General features: G+C 34.6%; 18 protein-coding genes, 1 tRNA gene and 4 pseudogenes. 16 read left to right on the top strand and 7 right to left on the bottom strand.

The genetic code is table 11. The features are described from left to right. Positions 1-95: 95 nt before the first annotated feature. The 3 genes from ACGH49_RS08110 (at position 96) to ACGH49_RS08100 (ending at position 2,504) form a co-directional block, all read left to right on the top strand. Positions 96-1,229, top strand: coding sequence for a bifunctional tRNA (adenosine(37)-C2)-methyltransferase TrmG/ribosomal RNA large subunit methyltransferase RlmN (locus ACGH49_RS08110; RefSeq protein WP_304363218.1), 1,134 nt, complete (start codon positions 96-98; stop codon positions 1,227-1,229). Between the two features lie 29 nt (positions 1,230-1,258). After that, positions 1,259-1,873, top strand: a complete 615-nt coding sequence (locus ACGH49_RS08105; protein ID WP_411588966.1) for a hypothetical protein — start codon at positions 1,259-1,261, stop codon at positions 1,871-1,873. A gap of 61 nt (positions 1,874-1,934) precedes the next feature. After that, on the top strand, positions 1,935-2,504 hold the full coding sequence (locus ACGH49_RS08100) for a manganese efflux pump MntP family protein (protein WP_065607092.1): 570 nt from the start codon (positions 1,935-1,937) through the stop codon (positions 2,502-2,504). A gap of 143 nt (positions 2,505-2,647) precedes the next feature. Here ACGH49_RS08100 and ACGH49_RS08095 read toward each other — a convergent pair whose 3' ends face one another. From ACGH49_RS08095 to ACGH49_RS08065, 7 genes and pseudogenes are all read right to left on the bottom strand, one after another. Beyond that, the gene (locus ACGH49_RS08095; RefSeq protein WP_065607094.1) at positions 2,648-3,133 is read right to left on the bottom strand and encodes an ATP-dependent Clp protease ATP-binding subunit; all 486 of its coding nucleotides are present in this window, start codon (positions 3,131-3,133) and stop codon (positions 2,648-2,650) included. Further along, a pseudogene (locus ACGH49_RS08090) lies at positions 3,105-4,284 on the bottom strand (AAA family ATPase). Before ACGH49_RS08090 ends, ACGH49_RS08095 begins: the two are co-directional and overlap by 29 nt. 500 nt (positions 4,285-4,784) lie before the next feature. Beyond that, the gene (locus tag ACGH49_RS08085) at positions 4,785-5,402 is read right to left on the bottom strand and encodes a hypothetical protein (RefSeq protein WP_411588965.1); all 618 of its coding nucleotides are present in this window, start codon (positions 5,400-5,402) and stop codon (positions 4,785-4,787) included. 399 nt (positions 5,403-5,801) lie between these two features. Continuing rightward, a complete protein-coding gene (locus ACGH49_RS08080) occupies positions 5,802-5,942 on the bottom strand; it encodes a hypothetical protein (RefSeq protein WP_411588964.1) in 141 nt (46 codons plus the stop codon). A gap of 496 nt (positions 5,943-6,438) precedes the next feature. Beyond that, positions 6,439-8,085 (bottom strand): chaperonin GroEL, encoded by a 1,647-nt coding sequence (gene groL / locus ACGH49_RS08075; RefSeq protein WP_065607100.1) that lies wholly within the window; start codon positions 8,083-8,085, stop codon positions 6,439-6,441. Positions 8,086-8,132: 47 nt separating this feature from the next. Further along, complete coding sequence (locus ACGH49_RS08070; RefSeq protein WP_034915350.1) at positions 8,133-8,426, bottom strand: co-chaperone GroES; 294 nt, start codon at positions 8,424-8,426, stop codon at positions 8,133-8,135. Positions 8,427-8,572: 146 nt separating this feature from the next. Continuing rightward, positions 8,573-9,010: an FxsA family protein gene (locus tag ACGH49_RS08065; protein ID WP_411588962.1), complete on the bottom strand. Its 438-nt coding sequence runs from the start codon at positions 9,008-9,010 to the stop codon at positions 8,573-8,575. 157 nt (positions 9,011-9,167) lie between these two features. Here ACGH49_RS08065 and ACGH49_RS08060 point away from each other — a divergent pair. From ACGH49_RS08060 to ACGH49_RS08000, 13 genes and pseudogenes are all read left to right on the top strand, one after another. Continuing rightward, positions 9,168-9,243, top strand: a tRNA-Phe gene (locus ACGH49_RS08060). A 145-nt stretch (positions 9,244-9,388) separates the two neighbouring features. After that, positions 9,389-9,793: pseudogene (locus tag ACGH49_RS08055) on the top strand (tyrosine-type recombinase/integrase); the annotation flags it as partial. Positions 9,794-9,858: 65 nt separating this feature from the next. After that, the gene (locus ACGH49_RS08050) at positions 9,859-10,533 is read left to right on the top strand and encodes an antirestriction protein ArdA (protein WP_411588961.1); all 675 of its coding nucleotides are present in this window, start codon (positions 9,859-9,861) and stop codon (positions 10,531-10,533) included. Between the two features lie 72 nt (positions 10,534-10,605). Then, positions 10,606-10,752, top strand: a pseudogene (locus ACGH49_RS08045) (DUF1778 domain-containing protein); the annotation flags it as partial. Continuing rightward, a pseudogene (locus ACGH49_RS08040) lies at positions 10,749-11,218 on the top strand (GNAT family N-acetyltransferase). The pseudogenes ACGH49_RS08045 and ACGH49_RS08040, both read left to right, overlap by 4 nt. A 596-nt stretch (positions 11,219-11,814) precedes the next feature. Next, the gene (locus ACGH49_RS08035; RefSeq protein WP_411588960.1) at positions 11,815-13,431 is read left to right on the top strand and encodes an ABC transporter substrate-binding protein; all 1,617 of its coding nucleotides are present in this window, start codon (positions 11,815-11,817) and stop codon (positions 13,429-13,431) included. Positions 13,432-13,577: 146 nt separating this feature from the next. Continuing rightward, positions 13,578-14,594, top strand: a complete 1,017-nt coding sequence (gene dppB / locus ACGH49_RS08030; RefSeq protein WP_034914661.1) for a dipeptide ABC transporter permease DppB — start codon at positions 13,578-13,580, stop codon at positions 14,592-14,594. Positions 14,595-14,608: 14 nt separating this feature from the next. Continuing rightward, complete coding sequence (dppC, locus tag ACGH49_RS08025; protein ID WP_085165856.1) at positions 14,609-15,532, top strand: dipeptide ABC transporter permease DppC; 924 nt, start codon at positions 14,609-14,611, stop codon at positions 15,530-15,532. 13 nt (positions 15,533-15,545) lie between these two features. Further along, a complete protein-coding gene (gene dppD, locus ACGH49_RS08020; RefSeq protein ID WP_411588959.1) occupies positions 15,546-16,523 on the top strand; it encodes a dipeptide ABC transporter ATP-binding protein in 978 nt (325 codons plus the stop codon). Next, on the top strand, positions 16,513-17,514 hold the full coding sequence (locus tag ACGH49_RS08015) for a peptide ABC transporter ATP-binding protein (RefSeq protein WP_411588958.1): 1,002 nt from the start codon (positions 16,513-16,515) through the stop codon (positions 17,512-17,514). Before dppD ends, ACGH49_RS08015 begins: the two co-directional genes overlap by 11 nt. Before the next feature lie 138 nt (positions 17,515-17,652). Continuing rightward, a complete protein-coding gene (locus ACGH49_RS08010; protein ID WP_174799285.1) occupies positions 17,653-18,930 on the top strand; it encodes an MFS transporter in 1,278 nt (425 codons plus the stop codon). A gap of 12 nt (positions 18,931-18,942) precedes the next feature. Further along, the gene (gene pdxY / locus ACGH49_RS08005) at positions 18,943-19,809 is read left to right on the top strand and encodes a pyridoxal kinase PdxY (protein WP_411588957.1); all 867 of its coding nucleotides are present in this window, start codon (positions 18,943-18,945) and stop codon (positions 19,807-19,809) included. 112 nt (positions 19,810-19,921) lie between these two features. Then, a partial coding sequence (locus tag ACGH49_RS08000; RefSeq protein ID WP_411589005.1) for a transposase occupies positions 19,922-20,156 on the top strand: 235 nt, incomplete at its 3' end.

The raw sequence follows: 20,156 nt of genomic DNA, 5'->3' as shown, positions 1-20,156 counted from the left end.
AAAAATGAAATAGCCACAATGTGTAAAAACGAGGCCTTATGTTAACAACATCTACATCTAATGCGTCTGAAAATTATTTAGACGCTGCCAATACAATGAATCTTAATAAAACTAATTCTATAAACGAAAGAATAAATTTACTAAACTTCACACGCCAACAATTAAGAGAGTTTTTTATATCACTTGGTGAAAAACCGTTTCGAGCTGATCAAGTAATGAAATGGATCTATCATTTTGGTATAGATAATTTCGATCAAATGACGGATATCAATAAAAAACTACGTGAACAACTAAAGACTTTAGCAGAAATTAAAGCTCCTAAGATTGCCATAGAACAGCGTTCTTCTGATGGCACAATAAAATGGGCACTTGATGTTGGTAATAACCAACTTATTGAGTCTGTTTATATTCCTGAACGTGATCGAGCAACATTATGTGTTTCATCACAAGTAGGTTGCGCATTAGAGTGTAAATTTTGTTCTACTGCTCAGCAAGGATTTAATCGTAATTTAACCGTTTCTGAAATTATTGGCCAAGTATGGCGTGCTTCAAATGCAATTGGAGTCACAGGAAAATTAGCAGATAGACCCATTACTAATGTAGTTATGATGGGTATGGGTGAGCCGCTACTGAATTTATCTAATGTTGCACCAGCTATGGAAATTATGTTAGATGATTTTGGCTATGGTTTATCAAAAAGGCGTGTAACTTTATCGACATCAGGGGTTGTTCCCGCTTTAGATAAGCTAGCCGGTATGATTGATGTGGCGCTAGCGATATCGCTTCATGCCCCTAATGATACTATTCGTAGTGAAATTATGCCAATTAACCAAAAGTACAATATGTCTATGCTACGTGATTCAATTTTGCGTTATCTTTCTTCTTCAAACGCAAATCACGGAAAAGTAACTATTGAATATGTATTACTTAATCAAATTAACGATGGCATTGAACATGCCCATGAGCTTGCTCAATTCTTAAAAAATGTACCTAGCAAAATTAATTTAATTCCTTGGAATCCGTTTCCTGGTGCGCCTTATTCAAGATGTTCAAATACTCGAATTGATCGCTTTATGAAAACATTAATGAGATATGGATTTACCGTAATAGTTCGTAAAACACGGGGGGATGATATCGACGCTGCTTGTGGCCAGTTAGCTGGTGAAGTTGTTGACCGCACTAAAAGAACTCTTTATAAAAAGCAGAACCTTATTAAGCAAACAGCATAAGGATAAATCTTTATAAAAAGGAGAGATAGATGAAGAAATTGTTAATTATATCTAGCTATTTTTTGATGATAGTATTAGCGGGTTGCCAAATGAAAACCAACAATGAATTTGATCCAGAAAAAGCCGCTTTGGCTAGGATGCGACTTGGATTAGGATATCTTGCTAAAGCAAATGAGTCAGAAGAAAATATTAAAGTAGCACATTATAATCTAAAATTAGCTGCACAATACTCTCCAAATAATCCCCAAGTTATGTTAGCCATGGCAATGTTTGATCAACATGTTGGTGAATACAACGAAGCCGAGATGATTTACAAACGTATTACTCTAATACAACCAAGTAATGGATTATATCATGTTCATTATGGTTCTTTTTTATGTGGTCGAGATCGTTATCAAGAAGCAAAAAAACAATTTGAACAGAGTATTGAGTTCGATCGTCATCGTTGGAAAGCTGATGCTTATGAACAATATGGTTATTGTGCAATCCAAAATAATGATAAAAAAACAGCTGACTTAATGTTTAAGCAACTTTTTCAATATGATGCTAATCGTCGAGACAACGTTATAAAAACAGCTGAACTTTATAAAAACAAAGGTGATAAAAAAATAGCAAATTATCTATTTTCAGTAACAAATAAATAAATCATCAGCCATTATTATAATAGTAATAAATTTTTAATAATTATAAGCAAGAATATATGTCATGAATTTTTGGGCTATTTTATTATTAGCACTAGCAATGTCAACCGACGCTTTTGCTGTCGCCGTTTGTCGTGGGATTTCACTTAAATCAACACCAATTTTAGGCGCATTAAAAATTGGTATTCTATTTGGTGTTGTTGAGACTATTACCCCCTTGCTTGGTTGGTTAGTTGGTTATATTGCGTTGCAATATATTGAACAATGGGAGCATTGGGTTGTATTTATTGTCATGCTATTTTTAGGCATTAATATGATATATAACAGCCAGAAACAGTCAGATGGAAATTGCCGTGAATTAACATCATCAAAAAAATCTTTTCTAATGTTAATTTTCACAGCAATTTCAACCAGTATAGATGCATTTGCTGTTGGGATTGGACTAGCATTAGCAAACGTCAATATCTTTTTTGCTGCAACAATGATTGGGATAGCAACCTGTTTAATGGTTACTATTGGGTTATTATTGGGTAATAAAATTGGCTGTTTAATTGGTAAACGGGCTGAGCTTTTGGGCGGGTTAGTACTTATTTCTATTGGAGTAATAACTCTTTATCAACATCTTTCTATTTAATGTTTCAAATAAAAATACTTTTTGTACTGTTAGGTTTCGAACGTTTTATTGATTGGTATATTTTATCCAAATTTAAATAACGCCCGAAACCAATCACTTTCCTTAATAAAGGTTATAGAGAACTAACTCTATCTTATCTCTCTTTAATTTTTATAAAATTCCATATCAAAACTGTGTGTATGCTGATTATAAATTGCTTTAAACACTCCTTGATCATGAGGATTCTGCAAAATATGATTAACAATAAATGGTCTAACATTGGTTTTTATATAACCAGGCAATCCTCGGGCACCACGAATGATATCATAATGATCGTGACAGAATGTACTGATACAAGAATCTTTTATTTCGATAGTGTAGCCACGATGACTATATGATTGATTTAATTTGTCAATTTCTCGACGAATAATCCGTTCAATAACTTCCATTGGTAGGCGTTTAAAATGAAGAATATTTTCACGTCCATTAAAACGATTAAGCATTTCTGAACGATAAGTATTATTCAGTTCATTTGTCGCTAATTCACATGCAGCATCGTCAGAAAGATTAGGATCCAAATAGTAAGATTGTCCAATATTTGAAGTCATAATAATCATGATATCAAAAAAAATCGACAGTTCGACCGACATTATCGGTTAATCGTCGGTCCGATAAGATCTGTAAAAAGATATTAAAGACATCAGGATGTGCTTTTTCAATCTCATCAAATAAATAGATTCCAACCGGTTTTGTTCTAACTAAGTTTGTTAAAATTCCCCCTGCTTCAAATCCTTCATATCCTAGAGGTGCACCAATTAATTTTGCAACAGCATGTTTTTATATATTCTGACATATCAAAGCGAACCAACGATTTTTCATCACCGTAAACATATTCCGCTAAAGCTTTGGCCATTTCAGTTCTACCTACACCAGATGGGCCTAAAAATAGGTAAGACATTGCAGGGCCTGATTCTTCAAGCGTGTCAACTTTAGCAACCTTCACCGAATTGGCGACATGTTTAACAATGTTATCTTGACCAAAAATTCGCGATAATAAATTTGCCTCCAAATTAATCATGTTTTCAATTTCATTCTCATCTAATTTGTTTGCTGATATACCTGAAACTTTGCTAAATTCAGCAATTACTTCTTGGCGATTTAGTCGCAAATCTTTATTGGCTAGCATCACCAATTTTTGATGTTGTTCATTATTTTGTACAATTTCTGCATCAATTTGTCGAATTTTTTCCTTTAATTTAGAAACTGCTAGTGAGTCAAAACCTCCAGCTGTTAACTGTGCAAATGTCTTTATAGTAACTGATTCTGAATTTTTATTATTGTCCTCTTCTTCTTGTAACTGGGTGATTTCATCTTGCAGTTTGAAGCGTAACGTTTCAGCATCACGTTGATATTGATATGTTTTGCTAATTTCAGACTTTAAATTCTGCCAATTTTGCTGCCATTGTTCAAGCTGCTGTCGCAAATCATGTTGTTCTGTTTCACTAGTAATTTTTTCGATCTTACCCATTAACTCAGCAATTTTTGGATGCTGTTTATGTGTAAGTTGACGATAACTAGCAAGTGCACGATCAAGTAATGAAATAGCACGTTGAGGCTGTGCCCAACCTAAATCTAAACTATCACGATATTTACAGGTTAAATGTATCGCTTCATCAATAGCATCTTTATCCACTTCAATTTTGTGGTATGCAGATAACTCCTTTGCAACAGTAGTAACAATGGAATTTAAATTATCCCCAGTAGATTCTTTGACATCGTAAAGAGTGTAAAGTTCAGGCATATTCGTGCTAGCCTTTAGCGCACTACTAAGTTTCTCATCACGAACTTCGAGGATAACTTGAAAATTATTTGATTTATCGGCGTTGTTAAGAGCATTTATAAAATGAGCATTACCTGTATTATGTGCTGCTTCTAAAAAATTAGCCGTATCAGTAATAATCAGCACTGACTCAGGAGTTTGCATTAGCTTTTTTAAAATACTTTGAAATTCATTATTTATCTTAGTACTATCGCCGCTAGAAAAAAGAGCATCACCATTTAACCAAAATAATTTTTTACAATCAAATCAAATGGTGTATCTGGGTTATTTTTAGCCGCCTATAAACCAAGGGTAAGCATTGAAACACCTCTGTGGGCCTGTCAACAAAAGAGAATTTGATGATTTTCGTATGAGAATAGACGATATTCTCTCTAAATCATGTTCCCTTCCTACTAAAGTAAAATTAGGGTATTGCCCTAAATATTCACGCCCTCTAACTAAATACATTGTGCATTCCTTTGTTATAGTTTAAAGGGTGAACTAGTATGTGAGCTACCTTTTGGGGTTTCAAATTTTTCTGATAAAACATCACCTGTCACCGCAATAAATTCTCGTGTATCACTTTGAACATCTTTGGACATTTTTTCAATTTCTTCCAAATTTGCTCGCATTGTTTTTAGTGCCGCACGGGTGATTTCAGTCGCTTCTTTTTGGGTATCACCAAATTCCGCTAAATTTTGTAGCATTGCTCTTGCACTTTCAACTTGTTTTTTGGTTGCTGCTTGCATATTACGAATTTTAATAGCTTCAGTTGTTAATTCACCATAGGTTTGCATAGTATCGACAGTTGCTGTGGATACAGTATCAATGTGTTCATCCAAATTACGGCGTGTTTCATCAAGCTTCATTGACTCTAACAAATTATCACCAACATCTTTATACTCAAGCCCTTGTCTACGTTCACGATGGACTTTCTCTACTTTTTTGGTCACTTCGTTCATAATGGCATAAATTTGTATCATATTGCCATTATCGTCACTAAGTCCTTCAAACTGTTTAACCATTTTTTCAAGATGATTACGAATTGCACCAAAACGCTCTTTACCTTGATTCACAAATTTTAATGCCGATTCAACCATATCAGCTTGACGTAATGTATACTGTTCTGAAGTTAAATTTAGTAACTCTTTTAATTTCTCAACATCGATTGATTCAGAGCGTTGCTCGTGACGCTTTGTAATTTCTATCTGAATATCATCTAATTCTTTATTTTTATTTTTTATTTGTTGATTTAATTGAGCTATTTTTTCTTCATTTAGTCACAATTTTAGCTTTTGATGCAGCTTTAATTTTCCCTAGGTCAAAAAACTTTTTATCCTGTTGTAATAACTCTATTTCTTTTTTTAATTCAGATATTTTTTTTCAATATTAACAATTTCACTTTGCACATTTGCTTTTTGCGTTACTTTTTTTCGTACCATTCTTGATCGGCTTTAATTTGAGCTAATGCATTTCGGGTTTCACCATTTTGGCGTAAGTTATATAAAGCATCGGTGAGTTCGGTAAGTCGTTTTATTTTTTTCGATAAAATCATTAAGGTCATTATTAAAGTCAGCATACACACGTTGTAATTCAGCAAATACTTCGGTATCAGTCATCTCAATACGATGTTTAGACATCTCTTTAGAAATTGATTGAAGATATTCTTTAAATCTATCAAATTTTTGAATTTTTTCCCGATCAATTTCCTTATTGCTTATTTATATATTCACTTATTATTTAATTACTTTAAATTCTATTTCAAATAAAAAATAAAGTTTAGATCAATAATTTGATCTTATAGAAAAGATAAATTTCATCTTTTCATAATGTTATTATCTATTTAACATCTGATTTTGACAAGTAAAACAGTCATCCAAAATTGGAGAATTAAAAAATAAATGATAATCATCGATTATAGAGCAAGCTTTTTGCTGGTATAACAAATTATTATTTATACTTTATTTAATCGATTAAAGATTTAAATTATTATTGGTATTTTTAATCAATTGTATATTTTTATTTTGCAGTTATTTGATAAAGAGAAAATATAACTAAAGAAAAAATCCATAAAAAAACCACTCGCATAAACGAGTGGTCTGTATTGATAAGATTATTTCGTACTGACGAAGAGAATTACATCATTCCGCCCATACCACCCATGCCACCCATACCACCAGCGGCACCTAAGTCAGCCTTATCATCTTTAGGTAAATCAGTTACCATACATTCAGTTGTAATCATAAGACCAGCAACAGATGCAGCATATTGTAATGCACTACGAGTTACTTTAGTTGGGTCTAAAATACCCATTGCAATCATATCGCCATATTCTTCAGTTGCGGCATTGTAACCATAGTTACCTTTACCACCTTTAACAGCATTAACAACAACAGATGCTTCTTCACCGCAGTTAGTAACGATTTGACGTAATGGAGCTTCCATCGCACGAAGTGCAACTTTGATACCAACGTTTTGATCTTCATTTGCACCCTTAAGTTCTGAAATAGTAGTTGCGGCACGAACAAGAGCAACACCACCACCGGCTACAACACCTTCTTCAACAGCTGCACGAGTTGCATGTAATGCGTCTTCAACACGGGCTTTTTTCTCTTTCATTTCAACTTCAGTTGCCGCACCAACTTTAATTACAGCAACACCACCAGCAAGTTTCGCAACGCGTTCTTGAAGTTTTTCTTTATCATAGTCAGAAGTTGATTCTTCGATTTGTTTACGAATTTGTTCAACGCGAGCATTGATTAATGACTCTTCACCAATACCATCAATGATAGTTGTGTTGTCTTTATTGATTACAACACGTTTTGCTTGACCTAAATCTTCAAGAGTTGTTTTTTCAAGTTCTAAACCAATTTCTTCTGAAATTACAGTACCCGCGGTTAAGATTGCAATATCTTGTAACATTGCTTTACGACGATCGCCAAAGCCAGGAGCTTTAACAGCTGCAACTTTAACAATGCCACGCATAGTATTCACAACTAATGTTGCAAGTGCTTCGCCTTCAACATCTTCTGCGATAATCAATAAAGATTTACCTGCTTTAGCTACAGCTTCAAGCAATGGTAATAATTCGCGGATGTTAGAGATTTTTTTATCGGCTAATAAAATATATGGGCTATCTAATTCTACAGTTGCAGTTTCAGGTTTATTGATAAAGTATGGTGATAGGTAACCACGATCAAACTGCATACCCTCAACAACATCAAGCTCATCTTGTAAACCAGTACCATCTTCAACTGTAATAACACCTTCTTTACCTACTTTTTCCATTGCCTGAGCAATTAAAGTACCAACAGTTTCATCAGAGTTAGCTGAAATTGTACCTACTTGAGCAATGGCTTTAGAATCAGCACATGGTGCAGATAAATTTTTAAGCTCTTCAACAGCTGCAACAACTGCTTTATCAATACCACGTTTTAAATCCATTGGATTCATACCAGCAGCAACAGCTTTTAAACCTTCATTAACAATCGCTTGAGCAAGAACAGTTGCAGTAGTTGTACCATCACCTGCTGCATCATTTGCTTTAGATGCGACCTCTTTAACCATTTGCGCACCCATATTTTCGAATTTATCTTCTAATTCGATTTCACGAGCAACAGAAACACCATCTTTAGTAATGGTTGGTGCGCCAAAAGATTTATCTAATACTACATTACGTCCTTTTGGACCTAATGTTACTTTAACTGCATCGGCTAATACATTAACGCCTTTAAGCATTTTGGCGCGAGCGTCATTACCAAATTTCACATCTTTAGCTGCCATCTTCGTATTTCTCCTAAATTCTGTATATAAATTAAATTAGTTGTCAGTTATGCTTGTACAATCGCTAAAATATCGCTTTCAGATAAGATAAGCACTTCTTCATTATCGATTTTTTCTGTTTTAACGCCGTATCCTTCATTAAAAATTACGATATCTCCCACTTTAACATCTAGCGGCTGTACTTGACCATTTTCTAAAATGCGACCATTACCAACAGCTAAAACTTCTCCGCGAGTTGATTTACCTGCTGCCGAACCAGTTAAAACAATACCACCAGCTGATTTTGATTCTACTTCTTTACGTTTAATGATCACACGATCATGCAATGGACGAATTTTCATTAGTTATCTCCTAGCACTAATTTTTTAATTAAGATAATTATTAACAGAAATCATAGAATTATGATTTTTTAATGTAGTGCACAATATATGGGGATTATTTTAAATTCTTCAAGAGAACAAATTTAAAAAAAAGTCCAACTGATTATTTATTCATCATTCTTCTGTTTGAATTCACCTTCAATAATATCACCCTCTTGATAGTGCATTTGTGATGAAGAAAATTTTGATCTTATTGGTATTTTTCGAACAATAAATTCCACGATATGATCTTGTACATGGGGTATTAATAAGATTGCACCTAAAATATCAGTTAAAAAACCTGGAATAAGCAAGAAAAAACCAGCAAAAAGCAAAGCTACACTTCTAATTACTTCATTTTTATAGCTTTCATTGTTAGCTATTTTTTGTTGCATAATACTAAGGTTTTTCAAACCCTGAGTTTTAACTAACGAGAAACCAAGAATAGATGTTGCAATAATACAAATTAAAGCAAGAAAAATACCAATTGAATTGGCAACAGCTATGAAAAAGGTGAGTTCAAAATAAACATAAATAAAAAAGATAATAAAGCCAACAAATCGCATATATAATTCCTATAAGGATAAAAACATATTATTAGAAATTATTTTTTAATATGAAGATGATTAGCTATTTTTCAACCAAACAATATATATTTTTAAAAAATATTACAAAAGGGATTGACTGATAATCGCAAATCGTGTTTAATGTGCATCCATTGTTGCCCGGATAGCTCAGTCGGTAGAGCAGGGGATTGAAAATCCCCGTGTCCGTGGTTCGATTCCGCGTCCGGGCACCAATCACCAAATTCTAAGACCTGCTTCTAGCAGGTTTTTTTATGTCTAAACCATTTTCAGATAAGACTTTCACTAAGATTCACTACTCAATCGAGTTCAACTGAAATCCCCCCAAATCAAGTGCAATTTCGGATACAAAACCGGATACATTTGGTTCCATTAAGCGATCAAGCAATTAATGTTTTAAAACAAATACATGAAATTAGTGGAATGTATGAACTGGTATTTATTGGTGATCATTCTGCAAGAAAACCAATGAGCGAAAACACAATTAACAAAGCACTTCGAATAATGGGTTATGATACCAAGACAGAACTTTGTGGACATGGTTTTAGAACTATGGCTTGTAGTGCATTAGTTGAATCGAATCTCTGGTCACGAGATGCAGTTGAACGCCAGATGAGTCATCAAGAACGTAATGGCGTTAGAGCCGCTTATATCCATAAAGCACAACACATTATCGAACGAACTAAAATGGTTCAATGGTGGGCTGATTACTTAGATTCAATCCGCACTGAGTTTATTATGCCTTATGAGTTCAAAACAAATTAAAAAATACCTTACTATTTAATTCATTTCTCAATATCAATTAATATCAAAAAATTAAGGAATTGTTTATGCAAACATTACCTAGTGTATCATCATGCCTAAAATCCACTACGGTGGGTTCTGGTACGATCTCAGTATTTATCACCAATTTAGAAAAATATAACGAAGGAAAATTGATCGGCGAATGGCTAGAGCTACCAACAACACCAGAAAAAATAAAACAATGCTTTAAACAAATTGGCATTGATAGTGTTAATTACAAAGAGTTCTTTTTAAGTGGTTACAAATCGTCTGTATATGGCATAACAAATTATATCTCTGAAAATAGCAATCTTAATGAACTAAATTATTTAGCCTGTAAACTTGATGAATTAAGTCATGATGAAATGGAAATTTATGAAGCTGCAATTGATATTGGCGGATACGTTAATTCAATTGTTGATTTAATTAACCTAGCAGATAATCTAGATTGTTTTCAATGTCTATATAACATCAGCAATGAATATGATTTAGGTTTCTACTGGATTGCTGAAAGTGGTTGTTATAGTTTAAAAGAACTCGGTAACTTAGCTAATTACTTTGATTACGAACGATATGGCCATGATATTGTACTTGAACAAAGTGGTACATTTTATTCTGGTAATTACATCTATTATACGGGTGAAATTTTTAGTTGCGATTACGATGGTAAAAGTGTTCCTGAAGAGTATTGTATTTCTACTATTTCAAAATGTATTGAATGATTAGTTATTCCCCTTATAAAGCTTATTTAAAGCTTTATAAGGGGAATTCATTAGTGATAAGCGGCCTGCTCGAAGGCTGAAGATGTTTTGCTTGATCAGCGCCTTTTTTTAATCGACGATGAACAGATAAATGCCTTCAATCATGCAATAGAAGCCTCTTTTGATAGTAATGAAAAAATTCAAGCTTTATTGTCTCAGAAGTCACCATGGGAAAAATAGAAGCTCCGCACTTATTGAATGAACATCATGATTTTACATCATTTGATTGTGAAGAGTTGTCTTTGAATGAATGGTTGAAGAAAAAATCCTTAAAAAATCAAAAAAATGGTGCTTCACGTACATTTGTAATTTGTGACAATAACAAAGTAATCGGCTTTTATTGTTTATCAACAGGTAGTATCCAGCATCGACAACTAACATTGAGTAGATTTAAGCGCAATATGCCAGATCCTATTCCAGTTATTATTTTAGGCCGTTTAGCTATTGATAAAAATAACAAAGCAAAAGGATTAGGTGCAGCATTATTAAAAGATGCTATATTACGCTCGAAAGAAGTCTCTAAACAAGTTGGTTCTAGAGCGCTATTGGTACATAGCTTAACAGATGAAGCTAATGCATTTATATTAAATTTGGGTTTGTTGATTCTGGAATTCAGGCAAGAACAATGCTAATCTCTTTATGGTAATAAAATTGAGCTTAATTGTACATTTTTAAAGCCGATCAATTTAAGGATACAAATACGGGTACATTTTTCATCTAAATTTATCAAATCTAGTCACCACTAGGCTTAAACCCACATCTTCGATTCCGCGTCCGGGCACCAATCACCAAATTCTAAGACCTGCTTCTAGCAGGTTTACTCCTAAAGCCTTTCTTTTTGTTTCATCTACACTAATTATAATAGACTGCAAAAAATCAATTATTAAACAAAAAAATATTTATGTATTTTTTCATTATTTTCTTTAATATAGATTTTTTTGAATAAAAAGTGGCATTATCTTTGCAAATTTTATTTGTTGCATAGCACTTAACTACCATTATGCTCATGTTGAAAGCTATTTTCAATCAAAAGTCGTAATCTTAATTATGGTTCAATTTGCACCATATATGTGCAAGTGGTAGGAAAGTACTAATTTAAACAAAGTAAAAATTAATTGATATAAAAATCAAATTTAGAGTGTTTTTCTAAATCTATATTTAAAAAATATTAAAAATACGACATTCTTACCTGTGTTTAAATGTTACAAAATCGGTTTACAGTTAAATAATTGGAGTGGTTTTATGAGTAATCTAAGGAAATATAAACGTAAATTTTTGTTGGGCGCAGGACTAATAACAATGCTTGCGAGTGCACAACTTCATGCTGCAGGAACGTTAGTTTATTGTGCAGAAGCTTCACCTGAAATATTTAATCCACAGTTAGCAACAAGTGGTATTTCAATGGATGCGAGTGCAGTTCCTGTTTATAATCGTTTGGTAGAATTTAAATTAGGTACTACCGAAATTGAACCTGCTTTAGCGAAATCTTGGGATATCGGCCAAGATGGTTTAACCTATACTTTTCATTTACGCGATGATGTTAAATGGCATAGCAATAAAGAGTTCAAACCAACACGAAACCTAAATGCTGATGATGTTATTTTTACATTTATGCGACAAAAGGATAAGAATCATCCTTATCACAAAGTTTCTGGTGGGCAATATGAATACTTTGGAAGCATGGGATTTCCAGATTTAATCAAAGAAATTAAAAAGATTGATGACTATACTGTCGTATTTGAATTAAACCATCCAGAAGCTCCTTTCTTAGCCGATTTAGCAATGTCATTTGCTTCTATTTTATCAGCCGAATATGCTGATACTATGCTTAAAAATGGCACACCCGAAAAAGTTGATTTAGTCCCCGTTGGTACTGGTCCGTTTACTTTTGTTCAATACCAAAAAGATTCAAGAATTCTTTATAAAGCAAATCCCGATTATTTTGGCCCTAAAGCCCAGCTTGATCGTTTAGTGTTTTCAATTACACCAGATCCTACAATTCGTTATGCCAAATTACAAAAAGGAGAATGTCATGCGATGCCATATCCAAATGTAGCAGATATTGAGAGAATGAAATCAGACAATAATATTATTGTTAAAGAAATGGCTGGGGTTAATATTGGCTATTTAGCCTACAATATGGATAAGCCACCACTTGATAAGTTGCAAGTTCGTCAAGCATTAAATATGGCCGTGAACAAAGATGCGATTATAAAAGCTGTTTTTCAAGGTGCGGCAGAACCAGCTAAAAACTTTATTCCACCATCTATGTGGAGTTATAACGATGAAGTAAAAGATTATCCTTATGATCCAGCGCAAGCAAAAGAATTATTAAAATCAGCGGGATTAGAGAAAGGGTTTACTATCAGTTTATGGGCAATGCCAGTACAACGCCCATATAACCCAAATGCACGCCGTATGGCCGAAATGATTCAAGCGGATTGGGCTAAAATTGGTGTAACAGCTAAAATTGTGAGTTATGAATGGGGAGAGTATTTATCTCGTATTCGTGATGGTGAACATGATGCTGTATTAATGGGCTGGACTGGAGATAATGGCGATCCAGATAACTTTTATTCTGTTTTAATGAGCTGTGATGCGGTTAAAGCTGGTGGTCCAAATTATTCACACTGGTGCTATAAACCATTTGATGATTTATTACAACAAGCCCGTATTGAGTCAAATCACGAAAAAAGAGTTGAGCTATATAAACAAGCACAAGTTGAAATGCATAATCAAGCACCTGCATTGATGATTGCACATTCAATGGTTTATATGCCATTACGCAAAGAAGTTAAAGGCTATATTATGGCACCTTTATCATTACATGACTTTAACCAAGTTACGCTTGAAAAATAGTATTTCTAACGATTAACCACCAACGTGTGGTTAATCGTTACGTTGGGTTTTACTAACTTTAGTACTATAAACATATTTTTAATAACAAAATAAATTTTATCTATTTTATAAACGATAGTTTAAAAGCAATATTTAAGAGCTACTACATGTTTCAATTTATTCTAAAGCGGTTAGGTGTACTTATTCCAACGTTTATTTGTATCACACTGCTTACTTTTATTTTTGTTCACCTTATTCCGGGTGATCCCATTATGGTCCTTGCAGGAGAGCGAGGTTTAACCCCAGAACGCCATGCTGAATTAATGACTCAACTGGGTTTAGATAAACCACTGTATCAACAATATTTTCAATATATTATAAACATGCTTCATGGCGATTTAGGAACCTCTTTTAAAAGCCAAATTCCAGTATGGGATGAATTTGTACCCCGATTTAAAGCAACGTTTGAACTTGGATTTTGTGCAATGTTGTTTGCTGTTAGTTTTGGAATCCCAATCGGTGTTCTTGCCGCAGTGAAACGTGGTTCAATATTTGATCACACAGCAATAGGACTATCTTTAACAGGTTACTCCATGCCAATTTTTTGGTGGGGGATGATGCTAATCATGTTAGTCTCAGTACACTTAAATTTAACCCCAGTATCTGGTCGTGTTAGTGATATGCTTTTCTTAGATGAAAGTAATCCTTTAACCGGATTTATGTTAATTGATACTTTATTATGGGGTGAAACGGAAGATTTTATCGATGCAGTTACTCACTTAATTTTACCTGCAATTGTGTTGGGAACTATTCCATTAGCAGTAATTGTCCGCATGACTCGTTCTTCTATGTTAGAAGTATTGAGTGAAGATTATATTCGAACCGCACGAGCTAAAGGCGTTAGTAGAATGCGAATCGTCCTTGTTCATGCATTGCGTAATGCAATGATCCCTGTTGTTACCGTTATCGGTTTACAAGTTGGTACAATGCTTGCCGGCGCCATATTGACCGAAACTGTCTTTTCATGGCCAGGAATTGGTCGTTGGTTAATTGAAGCGCTACAGCGTCGAGATTACCCCGTTGTACAAAGTGGCGTTTTAATTGTTGCGGTCATAATTATTTTAGTGAATTTATTAGTTGATATGTTGTACGGGGTTATTAACCCACGTATTAGACATAAATAAGAGTGTTTTTACAGATGAATAAACAGGTTATTACTGAACCAACCAATACGCAAGACACCAGTTTAGTCGTACCTAAACCATTAACGCCTATGCGTGAGTTCTGGTTCTATTTTTCAAAAAATAAAGGCGCAGTCGTTGGACTGGTCTTTATTATTATTGTTACATTACTCGCTATCTTTGCTAATTTTGTTGCACCACATTCCCCTTCTGAACAATTTAGAGATGCATTACTAGCACCACCCGTTTGGATGAAAGATGGCAGCTGGCAATTTATTTTAGGGACTGACGATGTAGGACGAGATATCCTATCCAGACTCATTTATGGTGCCCGTTTATCCTTATTAGTCGGTTGCTTAGTAGTTATTATCTCATTAATTTTAGGGATTACATTAGGATTAATTGCTGGTTATGCAGGTGGTTTTTTAGACAATGTAATTATGCGTGCAGTGGATATCATGCTTGCATTACCGAGTTTACTACTTGCACTTGTATTAGTTGCAATATTTGGTCCATCAATTATTAACGCTTCAATAGCATTAGCTTTTGTTGCATTACCACATTATGTCCGCTTAACACGCGGAGCAACGATTGCTGAAATTAATAAAGATTATGTGATCGCCTCACGAGTTGCTGGAGCGGGAGCCTTACGGCAGATGTTTATAAATATTCTGCCAAACTGTTTAGCACCATTAATTGTTCAAGCTTCATTAGGATTTTCGAACGCAATTTTAGACATGGCTGCATTAGGTTTTTTAGGCATGGGCGCACAACCACCAACACCAGAATGGGGAACAATGCTTGCTGACGTATTGCAATTTGCACAATCTGCATGGTGGGTTGTTACCTTTCCTGGCTTAGTAATTTTAATGACAGTGTTAGCTTTCAACTTAATGGGAGACGGTTTGCGTGATGCACTTGATCCTAAATTGAAACAGTAATGGAGATACAGTCATGGCACTATTAGAAGTAAAAGAATTATCTGTTCAATTTGGTGGATTTAAAGCAGTAGATCACATTAGTTATGACGTTGAACAAGGGCAAGTTGTTGGTATTGTTGGTGAATCAGGTTCAGGAAAATCAGTGAGTTCACTCGCCATAATGGGATTAATTGATTTTCCCGGTAAGGTCAATGCAAATGCATTACACTTTGATGGCAAAGATCTTCAACAAATCTCAACTAAAATGCGCCGTAAAATTGTAGGTGCAGATGTGGCAATGATCTTTCAAGATCCGATGACTAGCTTAAACCCATGTTTTACCATAGGTTACCAAATCATTGAAACATTAAAAATCCACCAAGGTGGCAGTAAAAAAGCGCTCAAAGCAAGAGCGATTGAATTGCTTAAATTAGTCGGAATTCCTGATGCTGGAAATCGATTAAAGGTTTACCCGCACCAGTTATCTGGCGGAATGAGCCAACGAGTAATGATTGCAATAGCCATTGCATGCAATCCAAAACTCTTAATTGCTGATGAACCAACAACAGCACTAGATGTCACAATTCAAGGGCAAATTATTGAGTTATTACTTGAGTTACAACGCAAAAATAATATGGCATTAATACTTATTACTCATGACTTAGCGTTAGTTTCTGAGGCTGCACAAAAAATTATTGTAATGTATGCTGGACAGGTGGTTGAAATAGGCGATGCTGAAATTATCTTTAAAAAACCATTACACCCTTACACACAGGCACTATTACGATCACTGCCTGAGTTCACTCAAGACAAAGAGCGATTAGCATCATTATCAGGCGTTGTACCAGGAAAATATGATCGACCAACAGGCTGTTTACTCAACCCTCGTTGTCCTTATGCTACTGAACATTGTTATACCCAAGAACCAGCACTAGTTAGCTATGGTGAAACTAGAAAAGTAAAATGTCATTATCCACTATCAAGCGAAGGGATACCACAATATGAACAATAACATGGAAAATAATGAATTACTGCTTGATGCCCGAAACTTGACAAAATATTATCATGTTAAAGCGGGACTTTTTTCTGAAACCAAGCAAGTTAAAGCCGTTGACGGTGTATCTTTTACATTAGACAAAGCTAAAACACTTGCGGTTGTCGGTGAATCAGGTTGTGGTAAATCCTCATTAGCAAGATTACTAACAATGATTGAAAAACCCACATCTGGAGAAATTTATTTTAAAAATCAGAATTTGTTGGATAATGATCAACAAGCTCAAAAATTGCGTCGCCAAAAGATTCAAATCGTTTTCCAGAATCCATACTCATCATTGAACCCCCGCAAAAAAATCGGTTCCATATTAGAAGAGCCTCTAATTATTAATACTGATCTAACAGCAAATGATCGTAAAGCAAAAGTACTATCAATGATGCAAAAAGTTGGATTAAAAGAAGAGTTTTATAACCGTTATCCCCATATGTTTTCAGGAGGACAACGTCAACGCATTGCTATCGCAAGAGGTTTAATGCTTGATCCCGAAATAGTAGTTGCTGATGAACCTGTTTCAGCATTAGACGTTTCTGTACGGGCACAAGTGCTAAATTTGATGATGGATCTACAGCAAGACCTAGGTTTATCTTATATTTTTATTTCTCATGACCTTTCCGTCGTTGAACACATTGCTGATGACGTAATGGTAATGTATTTGGGTCGTTGCGTTGAACAAGGACGAAAAGATGAAATCTATCGTAACCCTAAACATCCATATACTCAGGCACTATTATCAGCAACCCCAAGATTAAATCCTGATCTTAGACGAGATAGAATTAAATTAGAAGGTGAATTACCAAGTCCGCTAAATCCACCTATGGGTTGTGCGTTTAATGCTCGATGCCGTTTAGCATTTTCACGTTGTACAACAGAACAACCACAGCTTATTAATTATAATGAACATAAAATTGCGTGTTTCTGTATAGAGGAAAATAATAAAGGTGACAGTTAATTCTGTCACTAAATTAGATACTAAATCTATCCATTGCATTTTTCTTTTCTTAGAAGATAACAAATTGTCATATTAATAGTTTTGTGCTAGTTTCGTACTCATTATTAACTTACAACCGCGATAGCCCTAAGATTACTTATGTCCAATTCATCAGCTAAAAAAGTCGCTTTTGCCGCCTTTATTGGTACGACCATTGAATGGTATGATTTTTATATCTATGCCTTGGCATCAGTATTAATATTTGGTCAGCTTTTTTTTCCTGATGATAATCAATTTGTGCAAATCTTAGGATCTTTTGCCACCTTTGCCGTGGGATTTTTATCACGTCCTTTAGGAGCGTTACTATTTGGTCATATTGGTGATCGTTTGGGGCGTAAAAAATCGTTAATTACTACGTTGGTTTTAATGGGGTGTGCCACCACCTGTGTTGGTTTATTACCCTCTTATCAACAAGCAGGCATTTTATCACCAATATTATTAGTTACATTACGCATATTACAAGGGATTGCGGTTGGTGGTGAATGGGGCGGTGCAGTGCTTATGACCAATGAACATGCCCCAAAAGGGTTAAAAAACTTCTTTTCTTCCTTTGCACAGTGGGGAAGCCCAGCAGGAAATATTTTAGCATTATTGGTCTTTTCTTATATTATCCGTTCACCTATAGCTGAGCTTATTAATAGTGGCTACTGGCGTATTCCATTTTTAGCCAGTTCTATTTTATTAATTATTGGCATTATTGCTAGAGTCACCTTAACCGAGTCACCTGTCTTTATCGAATCATGCAAAAAGCAAGCAAACTTAAAGCAAGACTCAATACCGATTATTGAAGTTTTAAAAAAATCAACACCACTATTAATTTTAAGCATTGGCGCTAATGTATTGTCATTTAGTGGAATATTTTCTAATACATTAATGATTGGCTATACCACTATTGCACTAGGTATTGAAGACAAGATAATTGTTGATGCTCTATTTTGGATTGCGATTGTGCATTTTGTTGTGCAACCTTTTATTGCCTATTTTTCAGAAAAATACTCGGCAACACGATTTTTAATTTGTTCGGCAATCTTAGCAATGGGATCGGTATTTTTATTATTCCCAATCATTCAGCTAGGCACAAAAAATAGCTTTATTATTGGTATTTCGCTCAACGTAATTTGCTACAGTGGCTTTTATGGCGTAATAGCGGGCTATTTAAGTCGAGTTTTTCCTACCAGAATACGTTACACAGGGTTATCTATCAGCTATCAAGGTTGCGCTGCCATTTTTGGTAGCCTAATTCCGATGATAGGGGCATATATTATTTATACTTACAAAGCTTTTTGGATACCATTAGCCTTGTTTTATTGTTGTTTAGCATTGATATCTATCATCTGTATCTATCTCCTAAACCGCTATCATTACTATGACGAATAATAAGGCAAACATATGAAAACAGTATTATCAATTCAATCAAATGTTGTTTATGGTTATGCCGGTAACAAGGTATCGACATTAGCCATGCAGCTACAAGGCGTTGAAGTTATGCCGATCCATACCGTGCAATTATCCAGTAATACGGTTTATCCTCATTATGATGGCATAGTGCTTGGTGCTAAACAAATTACACGAATAGTTAATAGTCTAGAAAAAATTGGGATCTTAAAGTCTATTGACGCCATTATTTCGGGCTATATTGGTCTTGCTGAACAAGGCGAAGAAATCTTAGAAGCAGTCAACAAAATTAAATACTATAACCCTAATGCTATCTATGTTTGTGATCCTGTTATGGGTGGCGATATCAATAAAGGTAGTTCACTGCCACAAGGTATTATTGATTTCTTCACTAAACAAGCGGTTAAACAAGCCGATTATATCACACCAAATTTATTAGAATTACAAATACTTTCTGATATCGAAATTAAAACATTTAACGATGTACTAAATGCAATAAAAAAACTACAAAAACAGTCTATTAAAGCTATATTAGTAAAAAATTTGGTGCATGCTGGCAAAACAACCGACCTATTTGAAATGGTGTTAGCTACGCCAACCCAAAACTATCATCTTGCCCGCCCACTATATGACTTTCCACATCGTCCATTAGGTGTGGGTGATTTAATTTGTAGCTTGTTTACAGCGCATCTAATTAATGGACAATCCCAATTAATGGCGTTTGAATTAGCCGCCAATGCCGCTAATCACGTGCTAGAGGTCACCAAACAAAAAGAGGCTCGAGAATTGGCAATTATTGATGCTCAAGCGTGGATTAAAAAGCCAGATTTGCGGTATCGGGGGATGGAATTGATGTTATAAAAGAATATCATTGTAAATACCCCAAACTTAGTACACAATTCACTGATCCTCGCAAAAAAACTGGACATAAGTCGCCTCTATGATATAAACAAAAATCATAGGAGACAAATATCTGGTCAAAAAATTTAGTATTGAATTCAAACAACAATCAGTGGATTATGCGTTATCTAATGCACACCTTTCTATCAGCGAACTTGCCAACCATCTAGGTGTGGGTAAATCAACCCTAGATAAATGGATTAGGCAACTTTCCCCGAATAAAACTAGTCATCGAGAGTTAACCGCTGAGCAACAGCGGATTATGGCGTTAGAAAAAGAGATTAAAGAACAGAAAATGGCCAATGATA

Origin of the sequence: Gilliamella sp. BG7 (assembly GCF_046635565.1) — a bacterium.
GTDB classification, from domain to species: domain Bacteria; phylum Pseudomonadota; class Gammaproteobacteria; order Enterobacterales; family Orbaceae; genus Gilliamella; species Gilliamella apicola_P.
This window is presented reverse-complemented; position numbering and strand designations above follow the sequence as displayed.